Origin of the sequence: Nonomuraea basaltis, from assembly GCF_005893125.1 — a bacterium.
Lineage (GTDB): Bacteria > Actinomycetota > Actinomycetes > Streptosporangiales > Streptosporangiaceae > Nonomuraea > Nonomuraea basaltis.
This window is the reverse complement of sequence record NZ_VCJS01000166.1, coordinates 1-15,229: the sequence shown is the minus strand read 5'-3', so window position 1 is coordinate 15,229 and position 15,229 is coordinate 1. Positions and strand designations below refer to the sequence as shown.

At 69.8% G+C, this 15,229-nt stretch carries 11 protein-coding genes; 3 read left to right on the top strand and 8 right to left on the bottom strand.

Going from position 1 to position 15,229, the window contains the following annotated elements:
* Window positions 1-64: 64 nt before the first annotated feature.
* A complete protein-coding gene (locus EJK15_RS71500) occupies window positions 65-202 on the bottom strand; it encodes a hypothetical protein (protein ID WP_171074962.1) in 138 nt (45 codons plus the stop codon).
* Window positions 203-516: 314 nt separating this feature from the next.
* Window positions 517-1,371: a helix-turn-helix transcriptional regulator gene (locus EJK15_RS48715; protein ID WP_138717282.1), complete on the bottom strand. Its 855-nt coding sequence runs from the start codon at window positions 1,369-1,371 to the stop codon at window positions 517-519.
* 131 nt (window positions 1,372-1,502) lie between these two features.
* Between EJK15_RS48715 and EJK15_RS48710 the strand changes: the two genes are divergently transcribed.
* Window positions 1,503-2,081 carry a short chain dehydrogenase gene (locus EJK15_RS48710; RefSeq protein ID WP_138717281.1) on the top strand — a complete coding sequence of 193 codons (579 nt, stop codon included), beginning with the start codon at window positions 1,503-1,505 and terminating at the stop codon, window positions 2,079-2,081.
* A gap of 74 nt (window positions 2,082-2,155) precedes the next feature.
* Here EJK15_RS48710 and EJK15_RS48705 read toward each other — a convergent pair whose 3' ends face one another.
* Window positions 2,156-2,521, bottom strand: a complete 366-nt coding sequence (locus EJK15_RS48705) for a MerR family transcriptional regulator (RefSeq protein WP_138717280.1) — start codon at window positions 2,519-2,521, stop codon at window positions 2,156-2,158.
* A 91-nt stretch (window positions 2,522-2,612) separates the two neighbouring features.
* Between EJK15_RS48705 and EJK15_RS48700 the strand changes: the two genes are divergently transcribed.
* Window positions 2,613-3,059 carry a hypothetical protein gene (locus EJK15_RS48700; RefSeq protein WP_138717279.1) on the top strand — a complete coding sequence of 149 codons (447 nt, stop codon included), beginning with the start codon at window positions 2,613-2,615 and terminating at the stop codon, window positions 3,057-3,059.
* A gap of 40 nt (window positions 3,060-3,099) precedes the next feature.
* On the opposite strand, the gene EJK15_RS48695 is transcribed toward EJK15_RS48700, so the two are convergent.
* The gene (locus EJK15_RS48695; protein WP_138717278.1) at window positions 3,100-4,563 is read right to left on the bottom strand and encodes an alpha/beta hydrolase; all 1,464 of its coding nucleotides are present in this window, start codon (window positions 4,561-4,563) and stop codon (window positions 3,100-3,102) included.
* Window positions 4,564-4,765: 202 nt separating this feature from the next.
* Here EJK15_RS48695 and EJK15_RS48690 point away from each other — a divergent pair, with 202 nt between their 5' ends.
* The gene (locus EJK15_RS48690; RefSeq protein WP_206061564.1) at window positions 4,766-6,817 is read left to right on the top strand and encodes a sensor histidine kinase; all 2,052 of its coding nucleotides are present in this window, start codon (window positions 4,766-4,768) and stop codon (window positions 6,815-6,817) included.
* Here the strand turns inward: EJK15_RS48690 and EJK15_RS48685 are convergent.
* The 4 genes from EJK15_RS48685 to EJK15_RS48670 form a co-directional block, all read right to left on the bottom strand.
* Window positions 6,814-7,422 carry a response regulator transcription factor gene (locus EJK15_RS48685; RefSeq protein WP_206061563.1) on the bottom strand — a complete coding sequence of 203 codons (609 nt, stop codon included), beginning with the start codon at window positions 7,420-7,422 and terminating at the stop codon, window positions 6,814-6,816. The two genes, EJK15_RS48690 and EJK15_RS48685, sit on opposite strands and share 4 nt — an antisense overlap.
* 34 nt (window positions 7,423-7,456) lie before the next feature.
* On the bottom strand, window positions 7,457-7,918 hold the full coding sequence (locus EJK15_RS48680) for a hypothetical protein (protein ID WP_206061562.1): 462 nt from the start codon (window positions 7,916-7,918) through the stop codon (window positions 7,457-7,459).
* 188 nt (window positions 7,919-8,106) lie between these two features.
* A complete protein-coding gene (locus EJK15_RS48675; RefSeq protein WP_138717274.1) occupies window positions 8,107-11,367 on the bottom strand; it encodes a glycosyl hydrolase 2 galactose-binding domain-containing protein in 3,261 nt (1,086 codons plus the stop codon).
* 394 nt (window positions 11,368-11,761) lie between these two features.
* Window positions 11,762-14,956, bottom strand: coding sequence for a S8 family serine peptidase (locus EJK15_RS48670; protein ID WP_138717273.1), 3,195 nt, complete (start codon window positions 14,954-14,956; stop codon window positions 11,762-11,764).
* Between the last annotated feature and the right edge of the window lie 273 nt (window positions 14,957-15,229).

The window sequence follows — 15,229 nt, the reverse complement described above, 5'->3', positions numbered from 1 at the left end:
TGAACTCAATTTCAGGAGCCGTGGCCCCCGCGAATCTTCCTGATCACAACTCGCCCGGTACGGGTCAGCTGACCCACCACTCGGCGGCCTGGCCCTTGATGTACCAGGACACGGTCATCCGGCCGCCGGCCACGTCGCCCAGCTGGGCGTCGGTCAGCTCGGCACCGTCGACCGCAAGGTCGTTCAGCGAGATCTTCGACATTTTGTTTCCCCTTTCACCGCTTTGGCGGTGTCTTCGTTCCCCCGGTTTTCCGTGGAACCTGTCGTGCTTGTGATGACCAAGTTAGGGATGACGACTTGAAAAGCACTTGGAGCAGACTAGGAGCACGACTTGGGATTCTCTGCCAGCGCTCTGAGCTGCTCGAACACGGCGACGGAACCCCTGAGGGAATCACGGCGGCCCCATCTCGTACGTGGTGGGGCGGGGACGAGCCCCGCCCCACCACGATCACATCGCTGTTGCGCGTGCCGAACTCCTGGGCGCGGTCGTTCGAGGTCAGAGGAGCGGGCGTCCAGTCACGCGGCGGTGATCAGGCTGGCGAGCAGGCGTAGTGCGGCTTCGGACGGTGAGCCGGGCTCGGCGTTGAAGACGGCCACACGCTGCCCGTCGTCGTTCGGCAGCGTCATGAACTCGGTCATCAGCGTCATGGTGCCCACCAGCGGATGGCGGTAGGTGCGGGCGTCGGTCTCGCAGTCGGCCACCGCATGCGCGGACCACTGTTTCGCGAACTCCGGGCTGGCCACGCTGAGCTCGCCGACCAGGCTGGCCAGCTCCGGCGCGTCTGGATACCGGCCGGCGATCAGGCGCAGGTCGGCGACTGTGGAGCGGGTCTTGCGGGGCCAGTCGGCGTACAACGCGCGCATATGCGGGTCGAGAAAGAGCATGCGGGCGATGTTGGGGCGGTCGGCGGGACGAGCGGGTGCGTCGACGTCCAGGTGTCCGGCCAGCAGGGCGTGTGCCATCGGATTCCACGCGAGCACGTCCGTGAAGCGTCCCATGACCAGGGCGGGCACGGATTCGAACGACTTGATCATGAGGCGGACGCCCGGCCGCGCTCGCTCCGGCCTGCTCGGGCGTCTGCGGGTCTTTGGCTTCGGCCGGGCCAATGTATACAGGTGGGCGCGCTCGGCCTCGTCCAGGCGCAGGACGCGGGCGACGGCGTCGAGAACGGCGTCCGAGGCGTTCGGGCTCTGGCCCTGTTCGAGGCGGGTGTAGTAGCCGGCGCTCACCCCGGCGAGCTGGGCCAGTTCCTCGCGGCGCAGGCCGGGCACGCGGCGGCGGCCCCCGTACACGGGAAGGCCGGTGTCCTCAGGGCGCAGGCGCGCCCGCCTCGACCGCAGGAACTCCCCCAACTCGGCCTCCACGTCCATATCGGTCATTCTGCTGCATGCGCGGCCACCGAACCTGTACCTGTCAGGTGTAGGCACCGTAGAGGGCTGGGTACCGGGCGCCGCTTCCCGCACGCTGATCTCCGACGGACACGAGCGGAAGGGAACGTGCGATGCGGATTCTGGTGATCGGTGCGACGGGGACCATTGGCCGGGCGGTGACCGCCCTGCTGGGCGAGCGCCATGAGGTGGTACGGGCGTCGCGCCGGGGCCCGATAAGGGTGGATATGGCGGATCCGGCGTCCATCGATGAGATGTTCGGCGAGGTCGGCGAGGTGGACGCGGTGGTGTGCTGTGCCGCCGGCGGGGCCATGGCACGGCTGGAGGACGCCGGGTTCTGGACCGGCCTGGACGGCAAGCTGATCGGGCAGGTGAACCTGGTACGGCGGGCGCTCGCCCACGTGCGTGACGGAGGGTCGATCACGCTCACGAGCGGCCGGTTCGCCGAGCCGGTGCCGGGCAGCTCGCTCGGTCACCTGGTGAACGGCGGCCTGGAAGCGTTCGTGTCCGCGGCGGCGACGGAGCTGCCGCGCGGCCTGCGCCTGAACGTCGTCAGCCCCGGGTGGGTGCGGGAAACCCTGGTGGACCTGGGCATGAACCCAGCGGACGGGACCCCGGCGGCCGACGTGGCCCGCGTCTACGCCGTCGCGGTGGAGAGCTCCGCCCAGGGCCGCACGCTCACCTGCCAGTAGCGTCGCGGCGGCGTCCGGTGCAGGCGGTGATCTGATCGTAGGTAGCCCTCTAGACGGCTTCGCACCTGTCGGTGTTATCGGGCTTGGCCGGCCGCCCGCAGGGGGCATCCGGTGCCGACGCGCGCGGTGAGCTCGGCCCGCAAGGCGGCGAGCTCGACCATGCGCTCGTCGATGACGTGGATCTTCTCCTCGAACAGCGCCGACAATGCTTCCGCGGCGTCCGGCGCGTCGTGCAGGTCCTCGCCGTGCCGTGCGATCTCCGCCAGGGAGAATCCGAGCGTCTGCGCGGTGCGGACGTAGTGCAGCCAGGCCACTGTCTCGGGTGGAAAGTCGCGATAGCCGTTGGCCAGTCGATGAGCGGCGACGAGGCCCACCTTCTCGTAGAACCGAATGGCGTCCTTGGTCAGCCCCGCTTGCGCGGCCAACTCCCCGATGCGCATGACCCTCCGTCGGATTATGGGCTTGACCTTGGAGCGTACTCCACTGTTTACGGTGAGACCTCGCTGCCGTGAGATCCACAGGAGGCTCATCGTGATCCGTCTTTTCGCCCCTTCCCGCCCCGCCTATCTTCGCCTCGTACGCGCGAGCGCCTGGTACGACCTCGTCGTCACGGCGGGATTCGCGACGCCGTGGACGTACACGCTGCTGCACGGCGCGCTGTCGTCGCTGGGCGGGGCGCTCGGGCTGGGCGCCATGCCCGCCCTCGACCCGATGCAGACCCTGTACGCGAACCTGATGGGTTCGGTCGTAGTCGTCTGGGCCTTCCTGCGCATCGTCAAGCCCCTGCCGGTACACGGATTGCTCGACGGCCTCGCGCGCACGCTGTTCGCGACGTGGCAGGCGTACGCGCTGGCGCACGGTGCCACGCGGGTGCTATGGCTGTTCCTCGTGGTGGAGGTGGCGTTCGGTGTCGTCCAGCTTGTGCCGTGGTGGCGGAGCCGGCGCACCAGCTTGATCCCGGACGGCGACGCCCGCTGAATCGATCGATTGCCCCGTCCGAACGTTCGGTGACGGGCCGTCAGCAGTTCTTGTCGTGGTGGGGCAGGTTGCCGGTGGTCAGGAAGGCGGTGACGGCCTGGTCGCCGCAGGCGTTGCCGTTGGCGAGGTAGACGCCGTGGCCGCCGGAGTCGACGCTGACCATACGGGCCCGCTGCCCGAGCGCCCGGCGCATCTTCAGCGCTCCGCTGTAGGGCGTGGACGGGTCACGCAGGTTCTGGATGAGCAGCACGTTGGCGGGACCGCGCGAGGTGACCCGCACGGGCGGCTCGGCGGGTTTGAACGGCCAGAACGCGCACGGCCCCATGTTGGCCGGCATGCCCGCGGTCAGCGGGTGGGCGGCCCGGTCACGCGTCACCTGCCGCTGGTGCCGGCTGATCGAGTCGGGCCATTCGACGTCGTTGCACATGGTCGCCCCGGCGTGGGCGGCGGTGTTCTGCAGGACGTCCACCGGCGGCGTGTTCGGCGGGGGCAGCTCGTCTGAGGCCTTGGCGGCACGCATGAGTCCGGCCAGCATGGCGAAGTTCGTGTCGGAGTAGAGGGCGTTGAGCATGATCTCCCGCAGCAGGTTGCCGTTCAGCTCTGCGGGGTTGGCACGCGGCCAGGGCAACGGCTTGCGGTCCAGTTCGGCCGCGAGGTCGAGGAAGGTGCGGCGGACCGCCGCCGCGTCGGTGCCGAAGCCGTACTCGCCGTCACGGGCCGCGGCCCAGGCGGCGAAGTCGGGGAACCGGTCCTCCACGCCGACGGCGTAGTTGGCCAGCCACTGCCGCGCCACCCGGCGCGGATCGGGATCGTCGTTGCTGTCCAGGACGACCCGGTCGGTACGCTCGGGGAACATGGTGGCGTAGACGGCACCCGCGTAGGTGCCGTAGGAGACGCCCCAGTAGGAGATCTTCTTCTCGCCCAGCGCCTGGCGGATCCTGTCGATGTCCCTGGCCTCGTTGCGGGTGCTGATGTGCCGGATGAGCGGCCCGCCGTTGCGGGCGCAGGCCTCGGCGATCCTGCGCGACCAGGCGACGTTCTCGGCGATGCCGCCGTCGGCGTCGGGGTACGGCTTGAGCTTGGTGAGTGAGAGATCACGGGTCTCGAAGCCGCACGAAACAGGCGAGCTCTGGCCCACGCCGCGCGGGTCGAACCCGATGATGTCGTAGCGGTCGAGCACGTCCTGCGGCAGTCGCTTGACCTGGATGCTGGGCCGGTTCAGGCCAGGGCTGCCCGGCCCGCCGGGGATGATCAGCAGCACGCCACGACGCAACGCGGGCTTGGCGGTCTTGATCCGCGACACGGCCAGCGAGATCGTCGGCCCGCCGGACGCCTGGTAGTCCGTGGGAACCCGAAGGGTGGCGCATTCCTGCCGCGCGTCCACGCCGGGCCCCGCGGGACAGGCGCCCCAAGAGGTGGCCGCCGCCTGTGCGGGGGTCACGAGGCCCGCGGCAAGGATGGCGGTGGATGCTCCGACGGCGGACAGTCTCGCAAGGTTTCGCATTGAGGGGTCCCTTCAGTGATCGTTCTGCCTGTGTCACCGACTCTGCCGAACCGCGGATCTCCGAACCAGAGATCGCGTCACCGAAGACCCATGACCTCATCACGAAGCGGACATGACGCTCCGTCGGCGAAGTCGGCGGTGTCCCCGTGCCTCTCACCTCCTCGCCTGTAGGCTTGCGCTGGTCCGACGCGGGGGGAGCGGGTTGTCGCAGGTTCCGGTGCCGCGCCTGGCGCGGGCGATCGTCGTCGCGGTGCTCGCCGGGCTCACGTCCGTCTATCTGCTGGCGGGGTCGCCACTCGCGCTGGTGGCGTTCGGGCTGCAACTCGTCTACGTGTTGCGCTCCCTGCGGCGGTTCAGACGACCGTGGCTGCTGATCCTGCAGGCACTGGTCGGTTACGCGGCCACGCTGGGCTTCGGCACCTCCGTCGGGCTCCTCGGCTTTCTGGGCGGGTCGTTGCTGCTGACCCCGGCCTGGCCGCTGGCCCCGCTGGTGGCGGTCAGCGCCGCCGTCATCGGCCCGGCGGATCCCGCGATCAGCATGGTGCTGATCGCCCTGGTGGTTTACGGTCTCACCCGGCTCACCGATCGAGTGGAGGAGATGCATGCCGCCCGGCTGGCCCTGGCGCTGGCGGCAGCGGCTGAGGAGCGGTTGCGCATCGCCACCGGGCTGAGCGACGGCCTCGGCAGAGGGCTCGCGGCTATCGCCACAGGTGTCCGGTCTGTCATGGACCAACCGGAACGCGCGGTGGAGGTGCTCGGTGAGATCGCCGGCACCGCCCGCCGCTCCCTGGCCGATGCCAGGAACGCCGCCGCGGGCTACCGCGCCACGTCACTGGCGCCTGAGATGACGACCGCCCGCGCGATGCTGACGGCCGCGGCGATCAAGGCGGAGACGCGTGTCGGACACTCCGAGCCCCTCGGCCCCGCGGGCGCGCTGCTCGCGGCGGTGCTGCGGGAGGTGGTGACCGACGCCGTACGGGAGAACACGGCCAGAACGTGCGTGATCGAGACCACCGCGGCCGACGGGATGGTACGGCTGTGCGTCACCCACGACGGCGCTCGCACGGCCGAGGACGAGAGCCTGGACGGCCTGGCCCGGCAACTGAGTCAAGCGGGCGGCCGCCTGACCACGGGCCTGTCCGCCGAGGGCTGGTTGACCGTCGAGGCCGCGCTGCCCGAAGGGCAGGCCGAGGCCGCCGAGGACCCGGGCGCCTACAGGCTGTCCGTCGCGCTCCTCACTGCCGTGCTGATCGGGTTCTCGATCAAGGCCCTGCTGTTCGTCCCCGCGAACCTGGCGGCGCCCGCGGCGGCTTGTCTCGCCGTGATCGTCATCATGCAGATCCGTTGTGTCACCGGGCGTCACATGGGTGCGCTCGCGTTGCTGGCGCTGCTCACCTATCTGCCGATTCCGGTGTTCGGGAGGGCCTGGCTGGGCGCGGCCGGGTTCCTCGCCGGTCCGGTCCTGCTCGCGTTCCCGTGGAGGGTGGCCTGGCCTCTGGTCGGGTGCGTGATGGCGAGCGTGGCGGCGAGCGCGGTGCTGCTCGGCCTGCCATTCCCGCTGACGGTCAACTTCACCGCGAGCACCCTCGTGACCGGGCTGGTCATGTACGGACTGCTCGAACTCGCCCGGCTGGTGAGGGAATTGCAGGAGGCCAGGCAGGCGCTGGCCCGCTCCGCCGTGGTCGAGGAGCGCCTGCGCGCCGCTCGCGACCTGCACGACCTGCTGGGGCACAGCATGGCGGCGATCCTGCTCAAGTGCGAGCTGGCCAGACGCCTGGACCCCGCGCGGGCCCGTGCCGTCCTGGAGGAGGTGCTGGCGATGACCGAGAAGGCGAAGGCGGATCTGCGGGTGGTGTCGGGTGGGCGGCCGGCGATGTCGCTGGCCGCCGAGGGCGAATCGGCACGGTCGGTGCTGGCCGCCGCGGGCATCCAGGTGGAGCTCGACCTCGCGCACGAGGAGCTGTCCGCCGAGGTGGAGAACGTCCTGGGCACGGTGCTCAGGGAAGCGGTGACCAACGTGCTCAGGCACAGCTCGGCTCGGCACTGTGCGATCACGACGGTGGTCGAGGAGGGCGTAGTGCGGCTCCGCGTACGCAATGACGGCGTGGGCTCGTCGGCCGGGCGGCCTGGGTCGGCCGGGATCGGCAACCTCACCACCCGCCTGGCGGAGCTGGACGGACGGCTCGGCACGGCTCGCGAAGACGGCTGGTTCGAGCTGACGGCCCAGGCGCCGAGGGTCTCGCCGGTCGGTTAGATCCAGCCTGCCTCAGAGGCGATGCGGACGGCGTCGGTGCGGTTGCGGGCATTGAGCTTGGCGACGATGGCCGTCAGGTAATTGCGCACCGTTCCCGCGCCGAGAAAGAGCCGGGCCGCTATCTCGGCCGCGTCGGCACCGCCTGCCGCCAGACGCAGCACGTCGGCCTCCCGGGGCGTCAGCGGGTTGTCGGCCAGATCCCAGGCGGTGACCGCCAGCGAGGGGTCGAGCACCCGTTTCCCCGATGCGACCGTGCGGATCGCCGTGACCAGTTCCTCGGGTGGGGCGGTTTTCAGCAGGAACCCGTCCACCTGCGCAGCGAGCGCGCGGCGCAGGTGGCCCGGCTTGCCATGCCCGGTCAGCATGAGCGTGCGGCACGACGGCAGCTTCGTGCGCAGTTCAGCCGCGGCGGCCAGGCCGTCGAGCGTGCCGGGCATGTCGATGTCGAGTACCGCGACATCCGGGCGGTGAACCAGGGCCGAGGGGATGGCGGCGTCGCCGGACTCGACCGCGGCCACGATCTCCAGGTCCGGTTCGAGGCTGAGCAGTGCGACCAGGGCGCCCCTGATGACGTGCTGGTCCTCGGCTAGAAGCACACGAATCACAGGGGTATGTCTATCAGTGTCCGGATACATGGGCCTACGCCACGGCACGCAGCGCCCGGATCGCGGCGAGCACCTCGGCCCGGTTACCGGCCGCCTTCATCCACGCGGGCAGCCGCTCCAGAAGGGTCTGTGAGCCCGCGGGCCTGGGCCGCTCCCGCAGCGTCGCGGCCACGTACGCCTCCAGCAGCTCCAGATGGGGCACGTTGTAGGCCCACAGCACCTGCCCGCAGCACGGGCGTCGCAACCACAGCGGCAACCTGAAGTACGGATCATCGGGCCCACCGAACTCCGGCACCAGGAGCGCGCCGCGACGGGTGAAGTACGCGTCCCCAGCGCCGCTGCTCCACCGCCGCGGCGCCCATTCAGCGATGTGAGAGCACCCTGGACAGGTCAGCCGATGCGGCGCCGTCAGCCAGCCCACGGGATACGTGTGCCCGTCACGATGATCAGGATGTACGGCCACCAGGGCGCGCCCGTCGCACCGCGGACACCGCACCAGAATCTCCCTGGCGAAATGCCACAGACGGACACCAGGATCCCGGAACCGATCCCCTTTGGCTGACTCGACCTCCACGACACACATCCTGCCTCCTGCCCGACCCGGCCGCGCCGGTGCTGTAGCCCAGTGCGAACACACCGAGTCCCAGGCAGATCGCCGCGGCCGAAACGTGGCGAATCATGCGGTCAGCTCAACGAGAGCCGATCGACGTTGGGGCCTCCGTTCGACGTGGACGCCGTGGCTCTGATCTTGTTCGCCCCCTGTGCGAGGTCGGCGGCGACGGTGACGGTCTGCCAGGTGGACCAGGCGCCTGTGCCGTTGAAGTCGCGGGTGACCGGGGTGCCGTTCACCGCGATGGTCATCGGCCGGTTGGTCGTGGTGCCGTTGGCGTAGCGGAATTCCAGGGTGACCGGGCCGGCCGTGGTGGCGTTCACCGTCCACTCGACATGGCTGCCCGTCACGTTCTCGTAGTTCACGAACCCCGTGCCGGTGAAGCCCGCGTGGTTGGACTCCACCACGCCCTGCGAGATCGTCGCTTCCTCCGCCTGGTAGACGGCCGGGCCGCTGCCAGTGGTCTCGGTGACGGAGTTCGACGGGCCGGAGGAGTTGCCCGCGGCGTCGTGGGCCTTGACCGTGAATGTGTACGGCGTGCCGGCCGCCAGGCCCGAGACCGTGGCGGTGGTGCCGGTGACCGTCGTGGCGAGGGTGGTGCCGTTGTAGACGTCGTAGCCGGTTACGCCGACGTTGTCGGTGGAGGCGTCCCAGGCCAGCGAGACGCTGGATGAGGTCTTGCCGGTGGTGCGCAGGTTGCCGGGCGCGGTCGGGTTCTCGGTGTCGGGTGGCCCCGTCGGGACAGTGAGTGTCGTGGTGTTCCACCCGGACACCCGCACGCTCGGGGAACCGGTCAGGTCGGAGGCCCGGTAGGTGGCGGTGAGTGTCTTGGATTCCCCCGGCCAGAGGCTGATCGCGTTGTCCGACCACTGGATCGGCAGCACCGGTCTGCCCGCCGCGTCCACCACGTCGGCGTCCAGCATGAAGGCGGGGATCGCGCCGGTGCCGGTGTTCTTGATCGTCACGGTGACCCTGCCGTCGGAGGGCGAGGAGGCGGTGGCGCTGATCGGGGACTGAGCCAGGCCGTTGAGGCCGGTCAGGTTGGCGTAGCGGGAGGTCGGGACGTAGTACCACTCGTTGTTCGCCCAGTCGATCACGTCATCCGAGGTGGACAACCAGTAGACGTTGCGGTCGATCTCCTGGCCGTTGCGGAGCAGCGTCAGCCGTACCAGATATGTCGTGGAAAGACCGCTGATAGCCGGTACGGTCACCGCGGTGGCCTTGCCCCCGTCGGCGGGAACGCTGACCGTCGAGGTGTTGGTGTACTTGGCGGCTCCGTCCACGTTGAACACGTCGGTCTTGACGGTCAGACCCGAGGCGGCCGAGATGCCGGAGTTGACCACGACGACGGATTTGTTGTCGTACGAGTACTGCACGTGTAACGGTTTGTTGGCCTCGCGGGCACCCCAGTAGGAGCCGCCCTGGTCCAGGTAGTAGTCGAAGAGCTGCCAGTGGAGCGACGACCAGCCGCTGTTGAGCATCCAGTAGATGACGCCGGTGGACGGGTTGGTCGAGTCGGTGAAGTTACGGCCATAGGCCTCGAACTGCGCTCGGACCGCCTCGTACTGGGCGAGCTGCGCCTTCTTCATGTAGTCCGCCAGCCCGGACGGCACGCCGTACCTGCCTCTGAGGGCGTTGTGGTAGATCGTCAGGTTGTTGAAGGTGCCCGACGGCGAGCGGTGATACTGGGTCGCGCTCGGATTCTGCCAGAGCGAGTCGATCTGCGAGGAGGTCATCATCCGCTTGAGCGAGTCGAGCGTCGGGACGTCGGGGCCCGCGCTGGTCTCGGAGTTGAAGCCGAACGCCCCGCCTTCGCGCTTGTTGTACCAGTAGCTCGGCGGCACCCAGTCATACGGCCCAGGCATCTTCATGCCCGAGCTGCCCAGTTGCGGGCTGGACTTGTCGGAGGCCACGGGCACGATCGGGAGTTGCCACTCGGCGGCCGTGAGGGCGTCGAGGTAGTTGGTCTCCTTCTGGGCCGGCGGCGGGTTGTCCGAGCCGATCAGGAACGAGATCACGCTGGGATGGTTGCGTAGCCGGATGGCTTCCGCCTGCATGGACGCCTTGGCGATCGGGTAGTCGGAGGCGCTGAACGTGCCTTCCCACTTGTTGCAGCACTCCCAGCCGGGCAGGGTCAGGATGCCGTACCTGTCGGCCAGGTCGTAGAGCTCGTCGCCGTCCAGGTGCCCTTCGACGCGGATCGTGTTGAGGCCGAGGTCCTTCACGTAGCGGATCTTGTCTTCCAGGTAGCCCAGGTTCTTGCGGAGGAAGATGTCAGGAGACCATCCGCCGCCTCTGATCATTATCGGCCTGTCGTTGATCTTGTAGTAGCGGCGGCCGCTGGCGTTCTTGCCCGACTCCACCTTGCGAACGCCGAAGCGCTGGGTCAGCGTGTCGCTCTCCGCACCGCCGACCGTCGCCGTGAGGTTCAGGTCATAGAGCGGTTGGGCGCCCATGGTGTGCGGCCACCACACCTGCGGGTTGGCGAGCGTCTGGTTGAAGGTGATCCGCTTGGTCTGGTTCGCGGCCAGCGCGACGTCCTGGGAGAACGCGAGCGAGCCGATCGTGCCCTTGACCGTGGCGGTCACCGCGCTCCCCGTGCCGTTGCGGACGTCGGCCTTGATCGTGAGGTCGGCGCGGTCGAGCGCGGGCACTGCGAGGTTCGTGATCACATGGGCGTCGCGGAGCGAGACGCCGGCGCTGCGCCTGATCAGGACGTCACGGAAGATGCCCATGTTGTCGTCGCGCGGCAACTGCACCCAGTCGATCCAGCCGATCGTGAGGTGGCTGTTGGGGTTGTTCGGGTTGACGCGGAAGGCCACCGAGTTGACGCCCGGGTGCACCAGGGCGGTGATGTCCCGCTCATGCCTGGTGTAGGCGCCGGCCACCTGGGTGGCAGTGGCGACCTGGGTGCCGTTCACCCACACGTCGGCGCTGGAGATCACGCCGCTGAAGTCGAGAAATGTCCGTAATCCGGACTCACTGCCCAGGGTGAAGTCGGAGCGGTACCACCATGGCACGTCGAAGTCCGCTGCCGGGATCGACTGCATGTTCGTGGAGTAGAACGGGTCCGGATAGACGTTGTTCTGGAGCAACCCGGCCAGCACGGTCGAGCGGGGGCCGACCGGATACCAACCGCCGGCCGCGTAGCCGGGTGTGGAGATCGTGGCGCCGGAGTCCGACACCTTCGCCGAGGACTGGATCTTGTATCCCGTCAGGGCGGTCGCTGCCGGTACGGCCTGCGTGGCCGAAGGCGCGGCCAGCGCCATACCTCCAGCGTTCACCAGCAGTGCGCAGGCCGAAAGCAAGATGAGGATGAGCCGAGAGCGCGCCATGGGTCCTCGCAAGGCCGGATCTGTTTGTTAATAAACCTTCTTAACAACTAAATCCGATCTCGTAAATGCCCAAATTTCCGACGCCTCCGGGCGGCAGCGCGCGGTTCGTCGTTCAGCCGTCCGTCCCGGGGGGCGTGTCAGGGCGGCGCTGGATGTCGCCGACCACGGTCCGGTCGATCCGGGCCGCAGGACGGGCAGATCATGCGCCGGCCAGCGGACGAGGGCGAGCTTGCTCGCGACTGGAACGCCCACTTCCAACACGCCTACGCCTTAAGGCCGTCATACAGATCTAGCTCTGTAGTCGCGTTTCGAGCTCACCCCCTTCGCCCGCGGACGGTGAGGACCGGCCGGCCGGAGCCGGCCGGTCCGCCGGGTGCCTGGTACGGCTACCGGGTCACGACGGGCGGATCCGGTAGGCCCGGATGACCGTCTGCTCTGCCGTGTTACCCGCCTCGTCCACTGCTCGGGCGCGCAGGGACACGAACCCGTCGCCGGCCGGGTGGCGCAGGACGGCCGCTGACCCGTGGATCGCGGCCTTGGTCCAGGTGGCGCCGTCGTCGTAGGAGACCTCCACCGAGAGCCGCCGGACAGGGCGGGCAGCGCTTCCCTCCAGCGGCTGGACGGTCACCGGCACGGTGAAGCGCCGCCCGGACGGCGCGGAGTTCTCGGCGTCGAGGGCGGGGCTGAAGCGCACGACCGACACGGGCAGCCGCGCGGGCGTGTCGCCCGCGACGTGCCCGGACCGGAACGTCCACACGCCGGACACGCGCGTGGACAGCGTCGCGGGCGCTCCGCGCTCGGTCTCGACGACGAGTCGGTAGGCGGCCTCCCGTGCCGGCACGGTGAAGCTCGTCTCGATCCCCGGCTGCTCGCCCACGAGGGTGCCGTCACGGTAGAGGGCGGTCCGCTGCGTCGCCCGGGAGGAGTAGCCGAGTGATCCTCTGGCGTCGCCGTACATGAGCAGGTCGGTCGAGATGACGTCGCCGGTGCGGCTGACGCCGCCGTATCTCGTCGCGCCCGCCCAGGGCAGGGCGGGCGCGAAGACGCCGCGGTTCCAGGCCTCCGTGTACGCCCGCCCGGACCGGTAGACCGCGAAGGGCGACTCGAAGCGGTTGACCCGGCCGTCGGGAGCGTACTCGAACAGGTAGCGCTGCCAGCGGATGCCGTCGTCGGTGTTGACGTACTCGACCTGCTTGAACGGCGTGCCGAACGTGGTGGGCATCAGGTAGGAGAAGACGGCGCCGTCGCGCGGCCAGGCGCGGCTGGCCGCGCGGGCCTCCGCGTCGGGAAGGTGGCGGGCGTAGTCGGTGTGGATGGCGGCCAGATCGCGCTGTGCCACGCGCCGCTCGAATCCGTTGACCATGCCTCCGGAGTGGAACCAGGTCAGGCGGTAGGCGTACGGGCTGCCGACCCGGCCGGCGGCCCACTGCCCGGCGACCTTGGTGCGCACGCCCGGATGGGCGCGGGCAGGGCCGAGCTGGGCGGTGAACGCACCGTCGTAGGAGTCACCGAGCCAGCCCCAGCTACGCGACGTCCCGTCGGCTTCCTGCCACTGGTAGACGATCTCGGCCAGCAGCGGGGCGGCGCCGGCGGCGCGAGGAAGCGTCAGCGAGATCGGCCGGCCCAGCCGCGCGTCGGCCTCCACGGTCTGCGACCGGTCCAGGTCGAGGTCCGGGTGGACGAGGAGCGTCCTGCTCTGATCGTCGAGGATGACGGTCCTGATCTGCCATCTGCCCTTGGGCAGCCGCAGGGTGACCGATCCCTCGGGCTCCTCCAGGTCGATCGGCACCTGGTCGGCGTCCAGTCGGTACAGCGTCGTGTAGGTCTGGGCGGCCGGGCGGCCGTTCCTGTCGGTGTGCCTGAGGGTGAGGTCGTAGCTCTCGATCTCCTTGTTGACCCCGACCGGCGTGCTGAGGGCCAGGTCGCCGTCGCCGGTGGCGACGACGTGCCCGCCGAGGAGGCCGTCGGGCCCGCCGGCGCGGGTGTCGGAGGTGACGGTGGCCTCGGCCTGCCCGCCCGCGGGGACGGTCAGCGTGGCGGGTGTGACGCTGAAGGACTTGTCGCCACGCACCTCCAGGCGGAGGGCCACCGGCTGCTGCCGGTGGTTGCGGTAGACGATCTTCTTGCTGGCCGGCTGGTCGTCGTCGTGCGGCCACGCCTGCCGTCCGAAGCCGAGACCGGGCGGTTCGGCGGTGACGGCCTGGCTCGTGCCGCGGGCGGCGTCGACGAGCCCCGCGCCCTGCGCGAAGACCCCGATCCCCGGCAGCGGCCGGGCGGTGCCCATGAGGGCCGCCTTGAGCGTGTCGCCCTTCCAGTCGGGCTGCGCCCCGGCCAGCAGCGCGGCGACGCCCGTGACATGCGGGGTGGCCATGGAGGTGCCGGACATGGCGACGTAGGAGCCGTCGCCGGGGCTGTCCTTGCCGCGGGCCGCGGTGATGTCCACGCCGGGGGCGGTGACGTCCGGCTTGAGGCCGTCATCACCGGCGCGCGGCCCGCGGCTGGCGAAGTCCGCCTGCTCTCCGGACTTGCTGACGGCGCCGACCGCGAGCGCGGCGTCGGCGGTGGCGGGCGAGATGACCGTGCGATCGGCACCGTAGTTGCCGGCCGCCGCCACGAACAGGGTGCCGTAGCGCTCGGTGAGCGTCTGTACGGCCTCCTCCAGCGGGTCGAGTCCGGGAGTGTCGGGGCCCCCGAGACTCATGTTGACGACTCTCGCGCCCTGCTCGGCCGCCCACTGCATGCCGGCCAGGATGGACGAGTCCGTGCACCACTGCGACTCGCACACCTTGCCGTCCAGCAGCGTCACGCCGGGCGCGACGCCACGGTACGTACCGCCCGAGGCGGCGCCGCTGCCCGCGATGGTGGAGGCCACGTGCGTGCCGTGCCCGATCACGTCGCGTTCGTCCTGGGCCTCGGTGAAGTCGGCCCGCGCCGCCACCCGCCCGGCGAGGTCGGGATGGGTCGCGTCGATCCCGGTGTCGAGCACCGCCACCTTGACGCCGGCGCCGGTGTGCCCGCGCTCCCACGCCTGTGGCGCGCCGACCTGCTTGACGCTCACGTCGAGCGAGATACGCCGGCGCCCGTCGAGCCAGACCTTGCCCGTTCCGCCCGCGAGCGCCTGCCACGTCCGCGCGGCGTCGCCCCTGCGCTGCCGTACGGCGAAGCCCTGCACCGCGCTCAGCGACCTGAACCCGGTCATCGCGCGGACGGCCGGTGCGGGACCGGAGGCCCCGGTCACGAGCAAGGGGAGCTCCTTGCGGCTGTCGTCGTATCCGAGCTCCAGCAGCCCGGTCACGTCGAACAGCCGGGGGTCCAGCCGCCCGGCGTGGACCAGAGGTGCGGCGTCGCCGGGTAAAACGCGCAGCCGCCCCCGCGCCTCGTCGGTGAGGAAGGTGACCTTCTCCCTGCCCTCGCCCGGCTCGACCATCGCGCTTGTCGGGCCGGTCATGGTCACCTTGTCGCCGGTGATCAGCGTGACCGTCCGCACGCCGGTCACCGCCTGGTCCCTAGCCTCCGCGACCGCCTGTGGCTGGACGGTCATGGCCACGGCGAGCACGGCGATGCCGGCCCACCTTGTCGTTCTCTGCACGCAGTTCTCCGATCATCGGGGAAACGTCCACTACGTATTGGCCGATGATCGGTATTTGTTTCACGGCAGGTACGAAGTCAGCCGGCCAGAGCTGCGACCGTGACGGTTCCCGGGAAGACAGAAGCGCGCGTCCGCCAGGGCGTGGAGCGATTCACGGGTGTGCCAGGCACTTGGCGCCGGCGATTCCCACGGAGAGTTCCTTGCCTGATCTGCCCTGCACGCTGATGGAGTTGGTGTCGCCGGTGTAGGCCACCTCGGCTGCCGAGTCGCAGA

Excerpts from the sequence above, each read along its gene's own strand:
- EJK15_RS71500 (WP_171074962.1), bottom strand. The coding sequence starts at position 202 with ATGTCGAAGATCTCGCTGAACGACCTTGCGGTCGACGGTGCCGAGCTG.
- EJK15_RS48715 (WP_138717282.1), bottom strand. The coding sequence starts at position 1,371 with ATGGACGTGGAGGCCGAGTTGGGGGAGTTCCTGCGGTCGAGGCGGGCG.
- EJK15_RS48710 (WP_138717281.1), top strand. The coding sequence starts at position 1,503 with ATGCGGATTCTGGTGATCGGTGCGACGGGGACCATTGGCCGGGCGGTG.
- EJK15_RS48705 (WP_138717280.1), bottom strand. The coding sequence starts at position 2,521 with ATGCGCATCGGGGAGTTGGCCGCGCAAGCGGGGCTGACCAAGGACGCC.
- EJK15_RS48695 (WP_138717278.1), bottom strand. The coding sequence starts at position 4,563 with ATGCGAAACCTTGCGAGACTGTCCGCCGTCGGAGCATCCACCGCCATC.
- EJK15_RS48675 (WP_138717274.1), bottom strand. The coding sequence starts at position 11,367 with ATGGCGCGCTCTCGGCTCATCCTCATCTTGCTTTCGGCCTGCGCACTG.